Here is a 22306-nt window from a genome sequence, read left to right as displayed (position 1 = left end):
GATTGCCAGATCTTGCCTGAGCGCCACATAATAAGCCATCAGCCCAAGCTTGGAGTAGTCTCTATGCTGCATTTACGCGTACACCCAGACAATCCGCAACCCCGCTTAATCAGTCAGGCAGTGGAACGTATCCGTGCGGGTGATGTGGTGGTCTATCCCACTGATGCTGCCTATGCGATTGGTTGCCAGATTGGGAACAAGAGTGCCATGGAGCGGATTGCGCAAATTCGTGGTCTGGGCCCAAAGCATCAATATGCGATTCTGTGCTGTGATTTATCCGATATTGCCACTTATGCCAAGGTGGACAATGCCATGTATCGTTTGCTGAAAAATAATACACCAGCCATCACGACCTTTATTTTACCTGCGACCAGTGAAGTGCCACGTCGGTTGATGCATCCCAAGAAGAAAACCATTGGTCTACGCATTCCGAATAATCCGGTGTGTCAGATGCTGCTCAAAGAACTCGGTGAGCCGTTATTGACCTCTACCCTGATTTTACCGGGTCAGACTGATCCACTTGATGATCCTTATGATATCGAAATGCAGCTGGGCAAACGCATTGATGTGTTTGTAGATAGTGGTTTAGGTACGTTAAGCACGACCTCTATTGTAGATTTATCCGGTGATCATCCAGAAGTGATTCGTCGTGGTATGGGAGATGTCAGCGCCTTTGAATAAATGAGGTCTGAGAATTTCCTACAAACATTGAAGGAGTCAGAATAAATGGATTTATTTTACTTGCTCCTGAATCAGCATGAATTTTCTGTACAGGATTTGATCTATGCAGAACTGCCTTGGACACTGCAATCCAAGGCAGCCCTGGTCGAAGCACATCCTTCTCCCCATCTCACTATAAATATTAATCATACTGAGTACCAATTTTTCCTGACGTTGGCTGTAGCGAGACAGTTGTTGCAGATCTACTCCAACCAGAACGCATGCCTGGCAGAAACTTGCCAACGTATCATCGAGTTTGCCACCACGGAATACAATCATTCCTCACCATGAAAATCTAAAAAAGCATATGGTGAGAGGTTGCAGTTCTATTCTTTTCAATTCGGCATAAATGCAGTGGCTGGCAAAAACAGTTTAGGAATCTGAACTACGTTCATAATGACGAACCGCAATGAAATTTGGACATTGCGATAGCTTCTGTTCATGATGCATGAGCTCTTCACCCAGTTTATTTTTCAGATACACATGAAAAATGATCTGATCTTCTTCCAATACATTGAGCATCGCTGTACGCGCCTTGGGTTCCATGACTTTAAAGGAATTGATTGACTCACAAGACATGGCTTGCATATCCAGTTTAATCCGCTCATCCAGCTGGTCGCCCTCATAGGCCATATGCCGCATGTAAAAACGAATATTGGGATATTGGTCCAGCACACTAAAATCCATTTTCATGGCCTGCATGACAGGTCGGGCCTGTTCCGCAAAAGCTGAAAATCCGCCTGATTTCAGTCCTGTGCGTGCTTCATCTTCAAGCTGCATAATCTGATATTTGGGATAAGCCCAAAATCCCCCGAATGCGATCATCCCAATAACAACCAGAATAAGTGGCATGCTTTCTTCACCTTTTTATTGATTTTTGTGATTCTTGACTATTTTTCGAGAGTATAGCGGTATTTTTGACCAAAAATTATAGGGAAATATTTTATTAATACTTATTAATTTTATGTTTTTTACATGGGAAATCCGTTTAAAAATCATTCAATATCTGCCAGCTAGCTTATTTCCTCTTTTGATGAAAATCACTGTATTGAACGAGTTTTTTAAGTGAATCAACTGGCATCATCTACCAGATACGCTTAATTCTGAGAACCAATTTAACATGAAGATCGCCGCAGCATTTCCCGCTATGTTCTGTCATTTTTCTCGTTGCTATTTTTAAATCGCAGATAAATTCTATTATTTTTTTAAGTTTTTATGGCTTTGACGGCTTATTTAATTTATTTAAAGTTACTTTTCCAGTACAATGACAACGCTTAATCTTGTGCTTTTCTTTCGATCAGATACCGAAAATCAAGCCTTTGCATGCCTTTGAAAATTCGCGTGGCCTATAATTGTAATGACTCAAATTATCCATAACACTATGGAATCTGCTCCACACATTCGGGTTCTGGATGAATGGCAGGATACAATTCCAGAGGATCTGTACATTCCTCCAGCGGCATTTGAAATCTTATTAGAACATTTTGAAGGCCCACTCGACTTTTTAATTTACCTGATTCAAAAAAACGGTTTTGATCTGTTACAGGTCGATATCGCGCCGATTGCAGCACAGTATTTGTCTTATATGGATGCGATGAAATCCCTGAATATCGAGCTGACGGCCGACTATATGGTGATGGCAGCCTTACTGGCAGATCTGAAATCACGTTTGCTGTTACCTAAACCGAAAAGCCTGGCTGCGATTGAGCAGGATCCAAAACAAGAACTGATTGACCGTTTAGAAAATTATTTAAGAATTAAACAGGCTGCGGAACGTCTCGGCCAGATGCCGATTCTGGAACGTGACACTTTCACCACCAATGTCAGTCTGGGCGAAATCCAGCAGCCGAATGAAGGCTATTCAAGCGATTTATTGCGTGATGCCTTGCTCTGTATATTTAATCGTCCTGAACCCGTGATTCATCAGGTGCAACAGGAACCGGTATTGCTGGAAGAACGGATTGCCTATATTGAAAGTTGTATTGAAACTGGCGCAATACTCAGCTTTAAGGACTTGTTAAAACCGAGCCAAGGCCGTATGGGTATGGTGGTAACCTTTATGGCGGTGCTGGAACTGACCCGACAACAAAAAATTCAGATTATTGCTACAGGTATTGAAGCCCCGCTCGCAATTCAAGGAGCCAGTCAATGACACTCGATCAAAATACGCTGTTATCTGCAGAAGATAATCTGCATGAAGTATTGATGCAGCTTGAAGCCATTATTTTTGCCAGCGACTCCGCGGTTTCATTGGCTCGTCTGAAAGAAGCTTTTCAGGATCGCTATAGCAAGCAGGAATTACGTCAGTATTTACAACAACTTTCCATGCTGATGCATGGCCGTTCAATCGAACTGATTGAAACAGCACAAGGTTATCGTTTTCAAGTGCGTGCAAAATATCGTAATATTATTGCACAGACCTGGCCTGAGCGACCGGCTCGCTTGTCGCCTTCATTACTAGAGACGCTTGCGGTGATTGCTTATCACCAGCCAGTGACCCGAGCGGATATTGAACAAATTCGTGGTGTCACGAATAACAGTCAAAACTTGCGTACGCTGTTTTACTGGAACTGGATTAAAGAGTCTGGATTTCGTGAACTCCCTGGAAGACCTGCGTTGTTAATGACAACGCCACAATTTTTAAATGCGTTTGGCCTGAATAGTTTGGGCCAATTGCCTCCCCTGCAGGATGCCAAGGAAGCTTTTATGGCCCTCGATGCGAATGCACCGAAGTCATAAATAGGTGAACTGTTGATAATTATTTCTAAGGTTATGCTGTCATGAGTGAAAAGTTGCAAAAGGTGCTTGCACGCGTTGGTTTGGGTTCTCGCCGTTATATGGAAGAAGTCATTGCCGCGGGTCGTGTAAGTGTCAACGGGCAAATTGCCCAAGTGGGTGAACGAATCGAACCAGGTGATGAGCTTCGCATCGATGGTCGTAAAGTTGCCTTCCAGATTGAAGACGAAATCCGTCGTCGTGTCATTATTTACTACAAGCCTGAAGGCGAGATCTGCTCACGTAGCGATCCTGAAAACCGTCCGACTGTATTTGAACAGCTGCCTGCTATTCCGGGCGATCGCTGGGTAATGGTGGGTCGTCTGGATATTAACTCGACCGGTCTGCTTTTATTCACAAATGATGGTGAACTTGCGAATCGCTTGATGCACCCATCGAATGAAATCGAACGTGAATATGCAGTTCGTGTCATGGGTGAAGTTACACCACAAATTCGTAACAACATGCTCAAAGGCGTGGTGCTAGACGATGGTCCGGCAAAATTCGAATCTTTCTCTGAACTCGGTGGTGACGGGATCAACCGTTGGTTCCAGGTGGTAGTAAAAGAAGGTCGTAACCGTGAAGTACGTCGTATCTTTGAATCACAAGGCCTGAAAGTCAGCCGTCTACTGCGTACCCGTTATGGTACTGTGATTTTGCCACGCGAACTGCGTACCGGTCGCTGGATTGAACTGGATAAAAACGATATCGACAACCTGACCAAAGCTGTGGAATTGAAACCACGTCAAGGTACTGGTTTGTTTGGTATGGCGAAACGCCGTAATGAACGTATGCAGGACAAGCCGATGGCTGCACGCCGTGGCGGTTTCTTGCGTCAGCAACGTCGTGACAGTGATGAGCAACCACAAAATAATACTGGCCGTGAGCGTCGTGATGACAATGCTTATGGTCGTCGTGACAGAGCTGAAAACCAGAATGGCACTCAGTTTGTGCGTCGTGAAAACCGTCCGGATCAAGGCTTTGGTCGTCGTGAAGAGCGTGATGAAAATGCGCCGCGTCGTCCATACGGTATCAACAAAGGCTTTAAAAAGTTCTAAGTTCTGATTAAAATTGAGTCACTTCGGTGGCTCTTTTTTTTGCAAGAACAATAATAATGACCCAATATTATCATCCTGTGGCACCTCAGGCTTCCCGGCTTTATGGTTTCTACATACTAATGCTAGTGCATTTTATGCTGGTTCATTACAGCATCGGGCAAAGAGCAGTTCCTCAGCGCAGCTCTATCCCTTTCAGCGATATTCATTTTCTTCGTGATTTCAGTACGTAGCCTCTAAAAATACTGGATCCATGGACCTGTCTACTGATCGGGTCCTCTCTGTTATTGGTACTAGTAGTCCATATTATAAAAACAAATCGGATATTGCTCATTTCTGAGCATGGTATTGCTTGGTCTCTCTTTGGTCATCCTTACAGCAAGATATGCAAACTCAGTGAAGTTCAGAAGGTTGAATATATCGTGATTCCTCCTGCAGATCAGCAGCAGACTGGGCTGCTCCGCTTCTATACAGCCGCACAGGATCACGATCTTAACCTTAGTCTGTTCAGTACAGCCGACCAGAATCTGATACATATGCAGCTATCTCACCTGTTTCCTGAAAACATCGTTCAGTCATAAAAAATGCCCAACAATGTGGGCATTATATTTGGAACTTAAAATATTATTGTGGAATCCCTTGCGGAATAGCACCGAGTAAACGCTTGGTATATTCATGCTGTGGCGATTGATACAGTTCATCTGAATTGGCGATTTCTACCAACTCCCCATGATTCATCACCATGATCTGATCAGAAATATATTTCACTACCGATAAATCATGCGAAATAAAGATATAGCTCAGACCAAATTCATCCTGTAAGTCTTGCAGTAAATTCAGCACTTGCGCCTGTACTGATACATCCAGCGCCGAGACCGATTCATCACAGATTAAAATCTCAGGTTTTAAAGTCAGACAACGTGCAATTGCAATCCGCTGACGCTGACCACCAGAAAACTCATGCGGATAACGATAAAAAGCCTGTGCAGGCAAGCTGACCCTCTCCAACAAGTCTAAAGCCATTTGTTTGCGTTCGGCATCATCCTGACCAATCTTGTGAATCTGCATCGGTTCCATCAGGATTTGTCCAACAGTAAAACGTGGATTCAGCGAAGCATAGGGATTCTGAAAAATGATCTGGATTTTACGTTGATACTGGGTAAATTCCTTTTCCGACATGTCCAGAATGTCCCGACCCTGAAACAGTGCCTTACCGCCCGTAGCCTTTTGCAGACGCATCAGCAACAAGCCAATGGTGGTTTTACCCGAACCGGACTCCCCGACCAACCCCAAGGTCTTGCCTTTGGCCAGCTGAAAAGAAACTCCTTTTACTGCTTGAAACTCATCTTTGCCAAACAGTCCTTTACGACTATAAAAAGATTTTTGCAGATCCCGTACATCCAGAATAATTTCCTCTCCGCCCTTTAGTCCACGTGAACGTTGCGGAAGCTGAGTATTCAGACGAATATCTTCCAGCCAGGTTGAACCATCCTGTTTCATAAAATCGCTGATCATCGGCAAACGTAACGGACGTTGCGAGAGTTGCGGGCGGCAGTGCAACAAGGCTTTGGTATACATGTCCTGAGGCCGGTCCAGCACCTCCCGAACCGGACCCTGTTCACGGATTTCCCCATGGCGCATCACAATAACCTGATCGGCAATTTCACCAACCAATGCCAGATCATGGGTAATAAACAGCATCGACATCTGACGACGCTGACGTAGCGATTCCAGCAAGTCCAGAATCTGCTTTTGAATAGTCACATCCAGAGCGGTGGTCGGTTCATCTGCAATCAACAGTTTCGGTTCACAGGCAATAGCCATGGCAATCATGACCCGTTGCTGCTGTCCACCGGAAAGCTGCCCCGGATAGGCATCAATTTTAGTTTCTGGCGCAGGGATCCCCACTTCTTTGAGGAGCTCCAGGGTACGTTGCCGCGCCTGTTTTTTATTCATGCCTAAATGTAGTTGCAAGATTTCTGCAATCTGCATGCCTACCGTAAATACCGGATTTAGCGAAGACATTGGCTCCTGAAAAATCATGGCAATGTCTTTGCCGCACATCTTGCGCATTTCACGGGTTTTAAGCTTGAGCAGGTTTTTCCCTTCAAAGATGATCTGGCTATCTTCTGAAATACGTGCGCTTTCTGCCGGAAGCAGGCCCATAGTGGCGAGGGAAGTGACCGACTTGCCACTTCCCGATTCGCCTACCAGTGCAACTGTGGTATTGGCCGGAATCTCGAAAGAAACCCCTTTTACAGTCTCAATATATTCTTTATTTTCACCTTTAAAACTGACTCGCAGATTTTCTACGCGAAGTAGCGCAGGTGCTGTGCTTGGATTGATTTCAGACATCGTTGCGCTCCTATTTCAGTTTTGGATCTAATGCATCACGGAGTGCATCGGTAAACATCGAGAAAGCAGTTACCAATACCGCCATGGCGATTGAGGCTGCCGCCAGTTGCCACCATTTACCCAAAATCAGCTCGCTTTGTGCTTCATTTAGCATACTGCCCCATGACACTACCCCGATAGGCACACCGAAACCGAGGAAGCTCAAAATGACTTCGGACTTGATAAATGCCACCACCAGAATAGACATCTGTACCAGGGCAATATGGCTGACATTGGGAAAAATATGGACAAACATACGACGCATATTACTCACGCCAATCGCCTTGGCAGCCAGCACATATTCACGTGCCGTATGCTTCATGTATTCAGCACGAACCAAACGGAAGACCCCGGTCCAGCCAGTCAGACCTAAAATCAGGATGATTGATAAAATACCTTTCTGCTGTAACACTGCGGCAATGGCCAAAACCAGCAACAGATAGGGAATTGAGGTAAAGATATTATAAAACCAGTTGAGGACATCATCGACCCAACCACCAAAATACCCTGCTATTGCACCCAGTGCAGTCCCAATCAGTACAGCGACAAAGGCTGCAATCAATCCAACCAGAATCGAGGTTTCAGCCCCCTTGATGGTTTTCTGTAAAACATCCTGTCCCCATTTATCTGCACCGAAGACCAGACTTTGCTTGAGTTCCCCACTTTCATCCATCAGCTGGCCACCGAGTTCCTGATTAATGGCCTTCATGTCTTCTGCCAGCGGATCGACCACTCCATAATAATCGATGCCTGCACCAGCACCCTGCTCAGCAGCAATTTCAGCATTCAATTCAGCAATGACATCTTTTAAAGGATCAACTGGATTGACTGGTAGAGGTACAGATTCTGCGCCCTGCTCTGTATCAGATACAGCCGGAACTGGCGCTGCACTGATAAAACTCGGCGGTGCATAGCTGACCGCCACTTCTTTATTCCAGTCTTTGGCAATCAGGCCGCTCATTGACAGCACCAGCAGCAGCAGATAAAACAGCACCACATACAGGGAAAACATGGCAATCCGGTCACGTTTCAAACGGCGCATGGCCAGTTGCCATAATCCTGTTGAAGCCGATTCAGGTGCTGCTTCAGCCGCTTGTTCTTTTTTAAATATCGCACTCAGCATAATTCACCTACTTCAACTGTACACGCGGATCGACCCATTTATAGATCAGATCGGCAATCAGGTTGAATATCATGGTCGCAGCAGCAACATAGACCGTAATGGCTTTAATCACAGGAAAATCAGAACGTTCTACCGCAATAATAACTTCACGGCCAATTCCCGGAATACCAAAAAAACGCTCAATCAGGAAAGCACCGATCAGCAGTGCCGGAAGTCCTGCCATCACATCGGTAATAATCGGAATGGAGGCATTGCGCAAGACATGCACGCCCATGATACGGTTTTCACCCAGGCCTTTGGCACGCGCAGTACGCACATAGTCCTGATTGACTTCATCCAGTACGAAACTACGATACAGGCGTAAAGTCGGTGCAATACTGACCACCAACATAATCAGCACAGGTAGCAAGGCGTATTTGAAAAGGTTATCAGCGAAATTATCGCTCCAGCCCTGTACCGGGAACCAGCTCAATTCATAAGCCAGGAAATACTGGAACACGATGATGTACACCAGAATACTGATCGACATACCGATCGTACACAGCATCATGATCATGCTATCTGTCAAAGAACCACGAACTGAAGCCACACCTAAAGCCAGAATGATAGAAATAATAGTTTGCAGAATGGTCAGTGGAATCAGAATGGTCAGTGAGGGCCCCAAACGGGTGGTGATAATCTGTGCTACCGATTCCCCGGTACTCCAGCTCACCCCATAATCAAAGGTTAAAATCTGCTTGATAAAGATCCAGAGTTGGACGTAATACGGTTGATCCACACCCAGTTGCTGACGGATGTTCTCAATCTGTTCCGCATTGGCCATTTTACCGGCCAGAATATAGGCAGGGTCTCCACCTACCCAGTTAAACAGCAGGAAAATCAGCAAAATCACCCCGAGCATGGTCGGGATCATTTGCCAAAGCCGTCGAATAATATATGCCAGCATCGCTTGCCTTCCTTAATTTTTTCCTGAAATTTCATTAAAGAAAGCTTTGCTGTCCGGATCACGACCCAAGAAGTCTTTCACCATTTGCTCGCCATGCTTTTGTCCGCCTTGGGCCAGGACCGTATTGCGATAATGCGCACCGACTTTCTTGTCCATCAGCTGATCACCAAAGGATGAAAGCATATCCAGGGCAATGACCTCAGACCACATATAGCTGTAGTAACCTGCCTGATAGCCGCCCATCAGATGCCCGAACTGTCCCGGGAACTGCTGACCGTTGACATAACCCAAGGCGGTCTTGCCTTCCATATCCTGCCAGAGTTTTAAAGGCTCAATGTTTTTTGCATCTTTACCATGCAAGGCCATATCATATTGGGCATATAAAGCCTGACGGGCGTAATGCAGGCCTCGACCGTAATTCTTCACATTCTTTAAGCGCTCGGTCATGGCAGCATCCACCCGAGGACATGCCGGCTCACAGTAATCTGCTACTTTTGACAAGGTTTCCAGACGGCGTGCCCACTCTTCATACATCTGTGATGGTGCTTCTACAAAGTCACGCTCTACCGAGGTACCAGACTGTTCTGTATAGCGGGTCTTCGAAAGAATCCCGTGCAAGGCATGACCCATTTCATGCACAAAGGTTTCCAGTTCATTGCTGTTCAAGCCCTTACGGTTAAAATTGGTCACCAGTACCGATACCGGACGACGCTGATTCAGGGTACTGCCGCCATAAGCTCCCCAGACAGCTGCATGCCCATATTTGCCTTCACGCGGGTATTTATCAACATATAATCCGCCCAGGAATTCGCCCGTAGCCTTGTCATGTACCGCATAATATTCCACTTCATCATGCCAGGCCTTGACTTTCACCGGCTTGAACTCAATGCCATAGAGTTCCGAAGAAATAGCGAATAACCATTTTTGCGATGCTTCTGTCGGGAAATAATCCCGCAATTTTTCCTGGTCTACCTTGTATTTGGCCTGACGCAGTTTTTCACTCCAATAACCCTGATTCCAGCGTGTAATTTCTGCTTTCTCTAACGGAACTTTTAAAGTTTCAGCCTTGAACTGGCGTAATTGTTCTACATCCTGCTTTTCTAGAGGTGCAACTTTGGCATAAACCTCATCCAGAAAACCGTTCACTGCTTCAGGAGTTTTGGCCATACGGAATTCAAGCGCAGAATGAGCATAGCTTTCCTTATCAAAAAGTTGTGCCATTTCATAACGCAGATCAATGGCTTTTTTCATGAATTGCAAGTTTTGTTCGGTCCCGCGACGCGTGTAAGCGGTCTGGTAACGTTTGCGTGCTTCATCACTTTCTGCCAGCTCCATAAAAGGCTGGTATTCCGGATAATCAAAGCCGAGCAGATAATTGCCCTTTTCATTTTTCTTTAAATTTGCGATGTAACTTTCTGGCAGGCCTTTCATTTCAGCTGGAGTAAATTCAACTTTTTCAGGGTTATCCCGCACATTTTTGGAAAAGTCCTGTCCCAGTTTGGTACTTTCTTCAATAATTTCTTTCAGTCGTTTCTGTTTTTCTGCACTGAGTTGCACCCCGGTGTTCTCAAACTGCTCCAGAATATCTTCTAAAAATTTCTGATCAATCGGATCACTGGCTTTCAGTTTTTTGAACTGTCCATACAGTTTCGGATTCTGATACAGGGTGGTTTGGTATTTGCTGATTTTAAGTTCACAGTCATCGGCTGCCTGACGCAATGCAGGATCCGGATCGACATTACTGTACAGCCCTACTGCTGCACCGAAATCCCGGGCTTTGGCATGCAACTCATCCCATTCAGCTAGATAAGGTCCTGCCTTGGCTTTATCTTTAATTTTTTTATTTTCAAATATCTGGATATCTTTTTGCATGGAAGCCAGACTGGCATCACATAAAGACGGAATTTCTGCAGCCTTGAACAATTGCAACAGCTGTACTTGGGTATCTGCCGCTACACCTTGATATCCCCCCATTATCATTAAACATAAGGTACTTAATTTTAAAGACTTTGATTTCATATTCATCTCCAGATTTTTTCTTACTTTTTCGTATTAATATCGATATACATCCATTCTGAAGACAGAATCGGATGAGACTTATGTCCAATAATTTGGGGTTGGGTCAAGGCGTTACGGTAGGTGCTATAGAGCATCAGGGTTGGCATGTTGACTTCGAGAATCCTGGTCATTTTGCGATAGAGCAGATCACGCTCCGGACCTGGCGGCATGCTCTGGGTTTGCTCGTAAAGACGGTCAAATTCAGGATGCTTGAAACAGGCATTGTTGGTGACATTGACATTCTTGCCATAGAACAGCTGCATAAAATTGTCGGCATCCGGATAATCGGCAATCCATGCAGAACTCTTGAACATGGTTTTACATTGCTTTTCCAGCTTGATGCCTTCAGCAAATGGCATGGCCTTACTGGTCAATCGAATATGAATACTGTCCAGGGTCTTTTTCCAGAACTCACCCTGCTGCTGGCCCCGACTGGTATTCCCAGTAATCAGTTCAATCACCAGAGGTTTACCTTCAGGCGTTTTCCGCCAGCCATCTGCACCGATCTTGTAGTTATAGCGGTCGAGCAACATGTTGGCTGCTTTGACTGAATAGGGAATACTGCTTTTATAGGACGGTGAATAGCCTGCTACTCCTGGGGGGATAGGCATGTGCAGTTTTGCTCCATCCCCCTTAAGTAATACATTGATCATGTTTTCTACAGAAAATGCCATCGCCATGGCACGACGTAAGGCAATTTTTTCTGGCGCGAAACCACCCACGACCGGGTTTTGCATATTCCAGTAATGGTAGCTAATGGAGGGCTCTAAAATACGTGACAGCTTCACTCCCTGCTGAGCCAGCTCAGGCTTTAATTTGTCACCATCGAGGGCCTGTACGACGATATCGCCCTCAATTTCGAGCAGGTCCAGTTCATTTTTCTTAAATGCCAGCATCCGGGATTGCGCTTCTTCAATAACACGCACATCAATAGTGCCGATTTGAGGCATTTTTTTGCCCTGCATGGCTTTTACAATAGCCTGATCTTCTGCACCACTGGCTTTAAAGTCCCAGACAAAACCACGATAAGCTGGATTTGGTTTTAAGATAATCCGTGAGCCTGGTGTCCAGCGACTGAGCACATAAGGACCAGTTCCCACTGGCCTATTCATGACCCAACCCGCTTTGTCTTTATATTTTTCAATCACTTCACGAGCTACTGCAGCGGCAGGCCCATGTGCCAGCAACATCGGAAAGTTCTGATCCGGATTATTCAGCTTTAATATCAAGGTATAGCGGTCTGGGGTCTGAATACCTTCAAACGGATTTTCATAGGCTTTGCCATTTTTTTTGGTTAGGGCCATCCATGCGTCCAGCCCCTTAATTCGGCCATCCAGCAACCAGCTGTTCGGTGAATGCAGCTTTGGGTCCAGTAGACGTTTCAAGCTATAGGCATAGTCATACGAAGTCAGTTCACGTTTTTTACCGCCGAAAACAGGATCATCGGCAAAGTAAATGCCCTTTTTGATTTTGATGGTATAAGTCAGGCCATCCGCACTGACTTGAGGCAGACTGACTGCAGTTAATGGCACTAATTTTGCCGGCGAGGCCAGATAGTCATAGGTAAATAAGGTCTCAAAAATCGCCGCATTAATCTTGGCTGAATAACGGTCATGGATATAACCCGGATCAAAACCGGTTTCAGCCGCCGGAAATACTGTTTTTAAAACTTTATTCGGGTTGGCAGGATTGGCAGCCCATGTGGACGCAACCCCTGCCATCATCAAACCAGCCACTAACACCCCACGAGCCAGTTTTTTTAAAGCATTTGTATTCACATTCATATGGTTCTTAATCTTCTCAAGTTATTTTTTAACAGGTTCAATATCCATATATTGCCAAACTGCTCTGGTCACCGGATGGGCTTTAAAGCCCTGCACATGCGGATGAATCAACCAGTTGCGTATACGGGTATTGTGCAGAATCCATGGATTATCGGCCTCCATCTGACGGTTCATCTGCTCATAATATGGCGCCCGCTGCTGCGGCGGCAGTTTCATCGCGGTCTGGTACAGTGCATCATAAGTTTTGGAGGTATAGCAACTCAGGTTGCCTTGCTGCGCATTTGGCCCATACAGTAACTGGGCAAAGTTTTCCCCTTCCGGATAGTCCGCAATCCAGGCTCCACCCCACATCATATGCTTGCATTGGGTGGCTTCTTTTAAATTGTCAGCAAAATTACTGACCTTGAACTCAATTCGCACCCCGATCGCATCCAGATTTTTTTTCCATAATTCTGCAGAAATCACCGAAGAGCTTGAGCTGGTTGAATTCATTTTTAGTATCAGAGGCTTGCCATCAGGCAAGCTACGGTAACCATTAGCGCCTTTCTTATAACCAAAGCGGTCAAGCAGTTTATTGGCCAGTAATGGGTTATAAGCAATACTGCTTTTATACGTCGGGTCATGTCCACCTACTCCCTCTGGCAAAATCATTTCAGCTTTATCGGCATGACCTTTGTACAACTGCTGGATAGCTTCTTTCTGGTTATAGGACAAGGCGAGAGCACGACGTAAGGCAATTTTTTCCAGTGAATTCCCACCAATCACCGGATCACGCATATTCATGATAGTGTAGGTAATTTCCGGTTCTTTATTCGGATAGTGCAGGATGCCTTTTTTCTTGTATTCACTTTTCAGCTGCTTATTTTCCAGTGCCTGTTCGGCGCCGCTCGCAGTGAGTTTGTCATAGTCCAGTTGTCCAGACTTTAAAGCCAGCCAGCGAGACTGTTCCTCTTCAATAATACTGATTTTGACCTTGCCAATTTGCGGCATCTGCTTGCCTTGCATGGCTTTGACAATACGTTGATCCCACTCGGAACCATCGCCCTTAAAGTTCCAGACAAAACCACGATAATTCGGGTTGGCAGTCAGTTCAATACGGCTACGCGGAACATATTTGTGTAACTGATACGCTCCTGTTCCAACCGGATGCTGACCTGCCCGATGACCATAATGTTCGATCGCTTCCCGTGCGGTACCACTAAAAGCCACATAGGCCAGAATATATGGAAAATTCAGATCGGAACGGGTCAGGGTAATTTGTAAGGTATATTTATCTAGTGCTTTTAAACCGGGAATAGGTGCATCGTAGTTGAACTTGCCAGTTTTTTTAGCCTGCTGGATGACCTGATCTGCCCCAAGGATTTTTCCATCAATAAAAGAAAAAGAAGGAGAATGATTTTTTGGATCCATGATCCTTTGCATGGAGTAGATATAATCACGCGCCACCAGTTCACGCTTCTTGCCCTGAAATACAGGATCAGGACTAAAATAAATTCCTGGCTTGATTTTAAAGGTATAAACTTTGCCATCCTGCTCAACCTTGGGTAAAGATTCGGCTGTATTTGGAGCCAGGATTGCAGGCCGCGCCAGATAGTCATAACGCAACAAGGGTTCAAAAATGGCTTCAGCAACGCTACCACTATAAAAATTATAGGTTTTGACCATATCAAAACCATCATCAGGTGCTTCAAAAGCCAGGTTTAAAACTTTATCCGGATGTGCAGATGATTTTGCCCAGGAGGCTTGCCCCGTAGTCATGGCCAAGGCCAAAATTGTCATGCTGAAAAGTGCTGATTTCAAATTTGTACCTATTCTTGATCTTGAAGTTTTATTGCTATAGGAAGTCTTTAACACATCATCCCATATTTGCTTCAATGGATGGGTCAAAGCTGGACAGATGGAATAAAATGAACAAAGCGAATTTCATGCCATCCTCGAAAAATAACGATTTTTTCCTGTTATTAACTCAAAAAAGCTTATTTTTATTAATCATTTAAAACATTATCAATAACATAATATTTTCCATGAATCATTAATTTAATATTTATTCTTAAAATCTAGCTCCAAGCCTAGTCTGCACAAAAATAAACCAGACCTGTTTCATATTATTGCATCCTCCCACTACTTCAACCTAAGAAAATACATACATAAGCAAATGAAATATATAATTATTATCTTATTAAATTATTGTATATTTTATGTAAAAATCATGCACCATGATTAAACTTTATTCAATTTCCCTTTCAATTTTAGATTCCATTCTTATTCATTAAATATTTATTTTTTACTTTCTCATGGTTTCCTATAGAGACTTTCTTCAGATTTTAAACCCTACTCTCTTAATATTTCTTCATCAGAACTTAGTACACCTCCAAAAAAATCAAATTAAATATAATTTTTTCAATCACTTAATATTTTTTAAAATTAATAATTTATAAGTTGGCATTCGCTTTGCTTAAGTCCTCCCAGCACTACTTCACATAACAAAAGGGTGAAAATTACGATGAAAAAAAACAAATTGGTCGGATCTATGGGGGCTCCAACCGTTGGCAAAAAACTCATCAAATTAAGCGCGTTAAGCTTAAGCATGATGTGTCTTTCGCTGGCACATGCAGCAGATGAACCAGAAAACTCCGCTGCACAACCTACCAAGGTTGAGAAAGTGCGAGTTACTGGATCATCTATTAAAGGTGTAGCCGCACAAAGCGCCTCACCAATCACGATTATTAAAGGTGAAGATCTGGTGAATCAGGGGGTAACCACTGTAGAAGAAGCATTGATGAAAGTCAGTGCCAACCAAGCAAGTTATGTCACAGCACAAAATGTCGGTGCCAGTAATACCAGTGGTTCAACAGCAAATTTACGTGGTCTTGGTTCGGATAAAACTTTAGTTTTAATTAATGGTCGCCGTGTTGCAAGCAGTGCATTTGGTACCGATTCAACCAACTTAAACAACATCCCTCTCGCATTGGTAGAGCGCATTGAAGTCTTACGTGACGGCGCATCTGCAGTCTATGGTGCAGATGCAGTGGGTGGTGTAATCAACTTTATTACGAAAAAGCAATATGAAGGCGTGGGCATTACTTTAGGTGGTCAAATTCCTGAAGAAAAAGGCGGCGAAAAAATTGACGTTTCGATTTTTGGGGGATATGGCGATCTAGATGAACAAGGTTTTAATGTCTACGGTGTGATCGATTACCGAAAACAAGATACGATTTGGGCAAAAGACCGTAAAGTCAGCCGCCGTGGTGGGGTACTTCCTGAATTAGGAATTGATGGCAGTTCAGCAAATGCTTTCCCTGCAAACTTCTACGATCCTATCACAGGTATTTTGGGTAACCCTTATGGGGATAATTGTTTAAATACCAAAGATACTGTTGCTGAAGATGGTTTCTGTTATTTAAATACCCAAACTGTTATTGGTATTGTGCCTGAACAAGAGAATCTTTCTGCGTTAGGTCGCGCAACTTTCAAATTGTCAGATAACTTTAATGCGATTGGTGAGTATATCTATGCACGTGATGAAGTAACCACTTCAATTGCGCCTGATGTTTATAGCCGTAGTGTGACCTTGCCTTATGCCAGTCAATATTACCCTGGCAAAGGTATTACTCCAGCAGTTGATGGCTTGGCGACTAACACATTACAACTGTATCTACGTTCACAAGGCGGTAACCGTGTTTCTAAGTCAATTAGGGCTTGTTGAGAATTAACAAAGGCTACTGATTAATTTATAATAGTACTATGGATAGATACATACTTACTGATGCCCAATGGGCAAAAATGGAACCTTTTTGCCTAGGTAAAGTGACCGATCGAGGTCGTAGTGGAAAAGATAATCGATTATTTTTAGAAGCAGTCCTATGGATTGCCCGTACAGGCAGTCCATGGCGTGATCTACCTGCTCATTTTGGTAAATGGAATACCGTCTTTAAAAGATACCGTGATTGGGTGAAAGCTGGTGTATTTGAAACTATTTTTGCATCTGTAAATGAAGATGTTGATTTGGAATACGCCATGATTGATGGAACGATTGTTAAAGTTCATCGACATGGCCAAGGTGCAAAAGGGGGACTTTCAAACAGTCTATAGGTAAATCTCGAGGTGGAATGACCTGTAAAATTCTTGCCTTAGTAGATAGTCTAGGCAACCTCATTAAGTTTCGATTAATGCCTGGTCAATATCACGATTTAGTAGAAACCAAACCTTTAATTGAAGATGTTGATTTTCAAGCATTACTAGCGGATAAAGCATTTGATGCAGATTGGCTCATCCAAGAACTCAATGAACGTAAAGTGAAAGTGGTGATCCCACCCAAATCTAATCGAAAAGTAATGAGAGCCTTTGATACGATTATGTATAAATGGCGTCATCTCATTGAAAACTATTTCTGTAAGTTAAAAGAATTTAAACGTATAGCGATGCGTAGTTGTAAAACAGATACGAGTTTTGAAGCCATGATTCAATTGTGCGCGAGTTTAATTAACTCTCGGTAATTCTCAACAGACCCTAACGAATCGAACCGTATCTTTGCAGGGATTGAAGGTGAAGCATACGGTTGGGATATGAATGGTGGTGTTACTTATGCAAAAAGTGATGCGACTGACAGTTTCGTAAGTGGTTATTTAAACCGCAGTAGAGTTCAGGCTGCACTTGATAATGGAACTTTAAACCCATTTGGCCCACAAGCAGCAGCCAATGCCGGCTTATGGAACACTTTTGATGTCAAAGGCGATACCAATCAGGCATCTTTAGAATCCACTACAATTGACTTTACCGTGAGTCGTCCAATCTACACACTGCCTGCAGGTGATGTCGGTTTTGCACTCGGTGGCAGTTTCTCCAAACAAGACTGGGAAGCAACTGTAAATTCTGAAATTGTTGCTCAAGTTCCAGGCAGTGGTATTGATCCAAATAAACCAAAAAGCTCAGGCGATCGTGACATTAGTGCAGTATTTACTGAACTCCAAGTACCTTTATTGACCAACCTGGAATTACAGTTGGCCGCTCGTTATGATGACTATAGCGATTTTGGTGACACCTTTAATCCTAAAGTGGCCTTACGCTGGGAACCAGTTAAAGAACTCATGTTCCGTACTTCTTACAGTACCGGTTTCCGTGCACCAAGCTTATATGAAGTCAATGCTCCTTCGGTCAGAACCTGGACTGGTGCAAGATATAACGACCCGGTTCTTTGCCCGGGTGGTACACCAACTGAAACCAGATACCAAACTGAATGTAATACCCAGTTTATCCGTACCCAAGGCGGAAATTCTGAACTAGGTCCAGAAGAATCAACATCTTACATGGCTGGTTTTGTCTTTGAACCGATCAAAAACTTAGTTTTCACTGCCGATTACTACAATATCGAAATTGAAAACCTAGTTGGAACGATTGGTGAAGCATCAATTTTTGGTGATCCAGAAAAATATGCTCAATACTTTGTTCGTAATGCAGAAGGTCGTATCGATCATATCTCAACTAACTTGATTAACTCCGGTGGCTTGAAAACTCAAGGTATTGATTTGAGTTTGAACTATCTTTCTCCAATGACGTCAACTGGCCGCTTCGGTTTCGGTATTGACGGTACTTATGTGATCAAAATGGATTACCAAAGTGAACCAGGCGGCGAGTGGGAAGGTTATGTCGGTCTTTATGATGACCCAGCAGTTGTTCGCTGGAAACATACTGCAAACGTGAACTGGTCTTATGAAAACTGGAGAATGGTGTTTGAACAACAGTTCGTTCGTGGTTATGAAGACTATTCGGAAGAACGTGATGTTGCTGACTACACCGTATACAACATTTCTGGTACTTACAAAGGATTTAAGAATCTGGAGCTAACTGCCGGTATTAAAAATATGTTCGATGCAGAACCACCTGCCTCTGACGTAATGGATAACTTCCAATACGGTTATGACCCACGTTATAGCGATCCAACAGGCCGCGCTTACTTCCTACGTGGTACCTATAAATTCTTTTAATTAATTACTTCGCAAACACTGCTGCCAAGCGGTGTTTGCGGTTTTCCCCGTTTAATTTTAGCCAAACAAAAAATAATGCTGCCTGTAATCAAAAAAATTTCTCATCAGTGCACTATTTCCTGTTTGTCTTAAATTCTAGGAGTCATGATGGGCACAAAGTTTGAAGACTTAGAAAAAAACTCCGCCAAAAAACTGACTGGTATTGGGGTCGTTGTTTTTTTGCATATCCTGGTTGGCCTGGTACTTATGGCTGGTATGGCAAAAGACATTATTAAACCGACGGAACAGCCAGTTGAGCTAATGATTATTCAAGATATTAAGCCGCCTGAACCTGAGCCACCAAAAGAAACACCACCTGAACCACCGAAAATCGTAGAAAAAGTAGCACAAGTGCCTGAGGTGAAACCGGTTGAAAAAGTAGTTCCTGTACAGAAAACACTTCCAACGCCAACTCAACCGACAACTGTTGCAGTACCTACTCCCGTTGCAGCGAGTCCTTCACCAAGTCCGGTAGCAGCACCGGCTGCAGTAGTCGCAGCCGCTCCAGCACCAGCTCCTCCACCCGCTGGTGTCACTCGTGGGGTGACACAAGGTGAAGCAGGTTGTAAACGCCCAGACTATCCACGTGATGCACTGATGAATGAAGAGCAAGGTGAAGTGCTGATCTCTGTATATGTAAATACCACCGGCAAGGTCCAGGATGCCAAAGTGAAAAAGTCGAGCGGTAGTCGTGCGCTGGATCGTGCAGCATCCAAGGCCTTCAGTTTATGTACTTTCAAGCCGGCAATGAAAAATGGCGAACCGCAAGAATCTTGGTATGACATTCCATATGAATTTGTCCTTGACTAACAGATACAACAGATAAAGAAAAAAATCAGGAGATCCATGATGAAAAAATCACTAAAACCTTTAAAAAATATGACTGCTGCCGGTGTAATTGCCATTAGTACCTTATTACCTCTGCAAACAGTTTTTGCAGAACAGTCCGCTACACCCAATACCAGTGCTGTCACTGAAACAGCGGTAAAAACACCTGCAACAGCGGCTACAGCGGCTACACCGCCATTACCAGCTGAAGCTAAGGATGAAAAGGCTGGATATAATCCTTATGGTCTGGAAGCCATGTGGAAAGAAGGTGATATTGTTTCTAAAATCACTTTGTTTATTCTGGTTGTCATGTCGATCGGCACCTGGTACATCATGATCAGCAAATGCCTACAACAAGGCAAGATTCGCAAACAGGCTAAGCAAGCTGAAAATACTTTCTGGGAATCTTCTTCTCTAGATAATGCCACCGAGAACCTGGATGAAGCCAGCGTCTACCGTTTTATTGCGGAAAAAGGTATCAAGTCAACCAAAAATCATGGTGGCACATTACTTGAGCGTATTGACTTCAATACCTGGGTCACCATCTCAATTTCCCGTGCAATCGACAAAATCCAGAACCATCTGAGTGGTGGCCTGGCCTTCCTTGCGACAGTCGGTTCTACTGCACCCTTTGTTGGCCTGTTTGGTACGGTTTGGGGGATTTACCATGCACTGACTGCCATTGGTGTTTCAGGACAAGCATCCATTGATAAAGTTGCCGGCCCAGTCGGTGAAGCACTGATCATGACTGCAATTGGTCTGGCAGTCGCAGTCCCGGCAGTACTTGGCTACAACTGGTTAACTCGCCGTAATAAAGCGGTCATGGAAGAAGTGCGTACCTTTGGTTCTGATTTACACGCAGTATTACTCAGCGGTGAAATTACAACCAATAATCCTGTTAATCGTGACGTGAAGTAAGAGTGAGGCATCAGCCATGGGAATGATGGTCAATTCAAACGACAGCGATGATGAGGTAATTGGAACCATTAATACCACACCTTTGGTTGATATTATGCTGGTTCTGCTCATTATCTTCCTGATTACTGTACCGGTTGCCATTCATACCGTACCAGTCGATCTGCCCGAAGAAAGAAATGTACCGTATGAAACCAAGCCAGAAAATGTTCAGCTGGCTGTCAATAAAACAGGTGATATTTTCTGGAACGAAATCTATATCGCAGATAAAACAGTTTTACTGAGCCGTTTACAGGCAGAAGCACAGAAACGTCCGCAGCCTGAAGTGCATATTCGTGGTGATCAGTTAACACCTTATGAAGCAATTGATCAGGTGATTAGTACCACCCAACAGGCCGGTATTGGCAAAATTGCTTTTGTCACCACTCCGCCCGCTACACCTTAAGCACAAAGAAGGATTAAGTTTATGGGTATGAATGTTGGTTCAAATCAAGACGATGATGTGATGTTAGATGTCAACATGACCCCATTGATTGATGTCATGCTGGTCTTGCTGATTATGTTTATTATCACAATTCCTTTGCCGAATAACTCGATTAATATCGATCTACCGAATGGAACGCCTCCTGTAACCGATGAAAAACCGCCTGAGCTGGTGGAATTACGTCTGGATGCACAAGGTAAGATTTTCTGGAATGAACAGCCGGTAGCAAATACCCAAGCTCTGGAAAACTTATTCAAGACAGTAGCGCAAAAAGCGGATCAGGATCAGATTAAAATCAAGGCGGATCGTGCCACTGAATATAAACATATCGCTATGGTCATGGCGGCAGCTCAAAGGCTGGAGGTCAAAAAAATTGGCATTATGAGTAATAACAACTAAGTATTTTCAAGATATAAAAAACCCAGCATGTGCTGGGTTTTTTATTCATCCGGTTTTACATCTGTGACTGAATATAATTTTGCAGACCAATCAGTTCGATTAAGCGCAATTGTTTTTCTAACCAGTAAGTATGGTCTTCTTCGGTATCCGACATTTGCTGGCGTAACATATCACGGCTGATATAGTCACCTTTCTCTTCGCACAGTTTGATGCCCTGCGCCAGTTTTTCCCGCACATGATATTCAAGTTTTAGATCGGCTTTCAGGCAGCTCACCACATCCTCGCCAATCTCAACGAAATCGCGCTGCATGTTTGGCGTTCCTTCAAGGAACAGAACACGACGGATAATCGCATCCGCATGCTGGGACTCTTCTTGCATTTCGTGATCGATACGTTCAAAGATTTTGGTCAATCCCCAATCTTCATACATACGAGAGTGAATCAAGTATTGGTCACGAGCAGCCAGTTCGCCACCGATCAACATATTTAAATAATCTACGACTTCTGGATTTCCGCGCATTTGAATAACTCCCTACCTGTATTTTGCTATTATGGCGAAAAGCAATTGAATTTGCAAAGCTTAACCATGGTTAAATATTTGATTTTTATATAATTAAAATGAGAAGTACTTGCATTTACACTTCGTTCTTAATGAAATCCCATTTATAAAACAACACTTTGCATTTTCATTACGCTTGCCAATAACCTAAAACCGGCAAATAAACACATGCGTTAAAATTTGTAAATCTTAATTTTGACCAGACAGATTCATTCTTTTTGTATAAATATCACTGCATTGGCG

General features: G+C 43.8%; 19 protein-coding genes and 2 pseudogenes. 13 read left to right on the top strand and 8 right to left on the bottom strand.

Annotated elements, in window-relative coordinates:
* The first annotated feature begins 63 nt into the window (after positions 1-63).
* Both PV763_RS03915 and PV763_RS03910 read left to right on the top strand, forming a co-directional pair.
* Positions 64-681, top strand: a complete 618-nt coding sequence (locus PV763_RS03915) for an L-threonylcarbamoyladenylate synthase (protein ID WP_004646095.1) — start codon at positions 64-66, stop codon at positions 679-681.
* Positions 682-726: 45 nt separating this feature from the next.
* A complete protein-coding gene (locus PV763_RS03910; protein ID WP_420937390.1) occupies positions 727-1011 on the top strand; it encodes a hypothetical protein in 285 nt (94 codons plus the stop codon).
* A gap of 81 nt (positions 1012-1092) precedes the next feature.
* Here PV763_RS03910 and PV763_RS03905 read toward each other — a convergent pair whose 3' ends face one another.
* On the bottom strand, positions 1093-1572 hold the full coding sequence (locus PV763_RS03905; protein WP_071851463.1) for a hypothetical protein: 480 nt from the start codon (positions 1570-1572) through the stop codon (positions 1093-1095).
* Positions 1573-2077: 505 nt separating this feature from the next.
* Between PV763_RS03905 and PV763_RS03900 the strand changes: the two genes are divergently transcribed.
* From PV763_RS03900 to PV763_RS03885, 4 genes are all read left to right on the top strand, one after another.
* Positions 2078-2872 carry a segregation and condensation protein A gene (locus tag PV763_RS03900; protein WP_216986580.1) on the top strand — a complete coding sequence of 265 codons (795 nt, stop codon included), beginning with the start codon at positions 2078-2080 and terminating at the stop codon, positions 2870-2872.
* Positions 2869-3459: an SMC-Scp complex subunit ScpB gene (gene scpB / locus PV763_RS03895; RefSeq protein ID WP_420937389.1), complete on the top strand. Its 591-nt coding sequence runs from the start codon at positions 2869-2871 to the stop codon at positions 3457-3459. The genes PV763_RS03900 and scpB overlap by 4 nt, the downstream gene beginning before the upstream one ends.
* A 41-nt stretch (positions 3460-3500) precedes the next feature.
* On the top strand, positions 3501-4553 hold the full coding sequence (gene rluB, locus PV763_RS03890; RefSeq protein ID WP_004646093.1) for a 23S rRNA pseudouridine(2605) synthase RluB: 1053 nt from the start codon (positions 3501-3503) through the stop codon (positions 4551-4553).
* Between the two features lie 323 nt (positions 4554-4876).
* Entirely contained in the window at positions 4877-5131 is a 255-nt protein-coding gene (locus tag PV763_RS03885; protein WP_420937388.1) for a hypothetical protein, read from the top strand.
* A 43-nt stretch (positions 5132-5174) separates the two neighbouring features.
* Here PV763_RS03885 and PV763_RS03880 read toward each other — a convergent pair whose 3' ends face one another.
* The 6 genes from PV763_RS03880 to PV763_RS03855 are packed head-to-tail and all read right to left on the bottom strand — an operon-like array spanning position 5175 to position 14634.
* Positions 5175-6905, bottom strand: a complete 1731-nt coding sequence (locus tag PV763_RS03880; RefSeq protein WP_420937387.1) for an ABC transporter ATP-binding protein — start codon at positions 6903-6905, stop codon at positions 5175-5177.
* 10 nt (positions 6906-6915) lie between these two features.
* Positions 6916-8067, bottom strand: a complete 1152-nt coding sequence (locus tag PV763_RS03875; protein ID WP_005104834.1) for an ABC transporter permease — start codon at positions 8065-8067, stop codon at positions 6916-6918.
* A gap of 7 nt (positions 8068-8074) precedes the next feature.
* Entirely contained in the window at positions 8075-9013 is a 939-nt protein-coding gene (locus PV763_RS03870; protein ID WP_420937386.1) for an ABC transporter permease, read from the bottom strand.
* Between the two features lie 12 nt (positions 9014-9025).
* Positions 9026-11032 carry a M3 family metallopeptidase gene (locus PV763_RS03865; protein WP_420937385.1) on the bottom strand — a complete coding sequence of 669 codons (2007 nt, stop codon included), beginning with the start codon at positions 11030-11032 and terminating at the stop codon, positions 9026-9028.
* 20 nt (positions 11033-11052) lie between these two features.
* On the bottom strand, positions 11053-12855 hold the full coding sequence (locus PV763_RS03860; RefSeq protein ID WP_420937384.1) for an ABC transporter substrate-binding protein: 1803 nt from the start codon (positions 12853-12855) through the stop codon (positions 11053-11055).
* A 21-nt stretch (positions 12856-12876) separates the two neighbouring features.
* On the bottom strand, positions 12877-14634 hold the full coding sequence (locus PV763_RS03855) for an ABC transporter substrate-binding protein (RefSeq protein ID WP_420937383.1): 1758 nt from the start codon (positions 14632-14634) through the stop codon (positions 12877-12879).
* Between the two features lie 724 nt (positions 14635-15358).
* Here PV763_RS03855 and PV763_RS03850 point away from each other — a divergent pair.
* The 7 genes and pseudogenes from PV763_RS03850 to PV763_RS03820 form a co-directional block, all read left to right on the top strand.
* Positions 15359-16549: pseudogene (locus PV763_RS03850) on the top strand (TonB-dependent receptor plug domain-containing protein); the annotation flags it as partial.
* Between the two features lie 50 nt (positions 16550-16599).
* A protein-coding gene (locus PV763_RS03845; RefSeq protein ID WP_103270875.1) for an IS5 family transposase occupies positions 16600-17351 on the top strand; the annotation gives its coding sequence in 2 pieces (ribosomal slippage) (positions 16600-16936 and positions 16936-17351; 753 coding nt in all).
* Between the two features lie 3 nt (positions 17352-17354).
* Positions 17355-18839, top strand: a pseudogene (locus tag PV763_RS03840) (TonB-dependent receptor domain-containing protein); the annotation flags it as partial.
* Between the two features lie 147 nt (positions 18840-18986).
* The gene (locus PV763_RS03835; protein WP_168730988.1) at positions 18987-19688 is read left to right on the top strand and encodes an energy transducer TonB; all 702 of its coding nucleotides are present in this window, start codon (positions 18987-18989) and stop codon (positions 19686-19688) included.
* A gap of 36 nt (positions 19689-19724) precedes the next feature.
* Positions 19725-20624 carry a MotA/TolQ/ExbB proton channel family protein gene (locus PV763_RS03830; RefSeq protein ID WP_420937382.1) on the top strand — a complete coding sequence of 300 codons (900 nt, stop codon included), beginning with the start codon at positions 19725-19727 and terminating at the stop codon, positions 20622-20624.
* 16 nt (positions 20625-20640) lie between these two features.
* Positions 20641-21066: an ExbD/TolR family protein gene (locus PV763_RS03825; RefSeq protein ID WP_004279209.1), complete on the top strand. Its 426-nt coding sequence runs from the start codon at positions 20641-20643 to the stop codon at positions 21064-21066.
* 21 nt (positions 21067-21087) lie between these two features.
* A complete protein-coding gene (locus tag PV763_RS03820; protein ID WP_004279208.1) occupies positions 21088-21504 on the top strand; it encodes an ExbD/TolR family protein in 417 nt (138 codons plus the stop codon).
* Positions 21505-21559: 55 nt separating this feature from the next.
* On the opposite strand, the gene ftn is transcribed toward PV763_RS03820, so the two are convergent.
* On the bottom strand, positions 21560-22024 hold the full coding sequence (ftn, locus tag PV763_RS03815) for a heteropolymeric bacterioferritin subunit Ftn (protein ID WP_420937381.1): 465 nt from the start codon (positions 22022-22024) through the stop codon (positions 21560-21562).
* Positions 22025-22306: the final 282 nt, after the last annotated feature.

Origin of the sequence: Acinetobacter sp. AS5 (assembly GCF_048957595.1) — a bacterium.
Lineage (GTDB): Bacteria > Pseudomonadota > Gammaproteobacteria > Pseudomonadales > Moraxellaceae > Acinetobacter.
The sequence above is the reverse complement of the archived record's forward strand: the minus strand, read 5'-3'. Positions and strand labels throughout refer to the sequence as shown.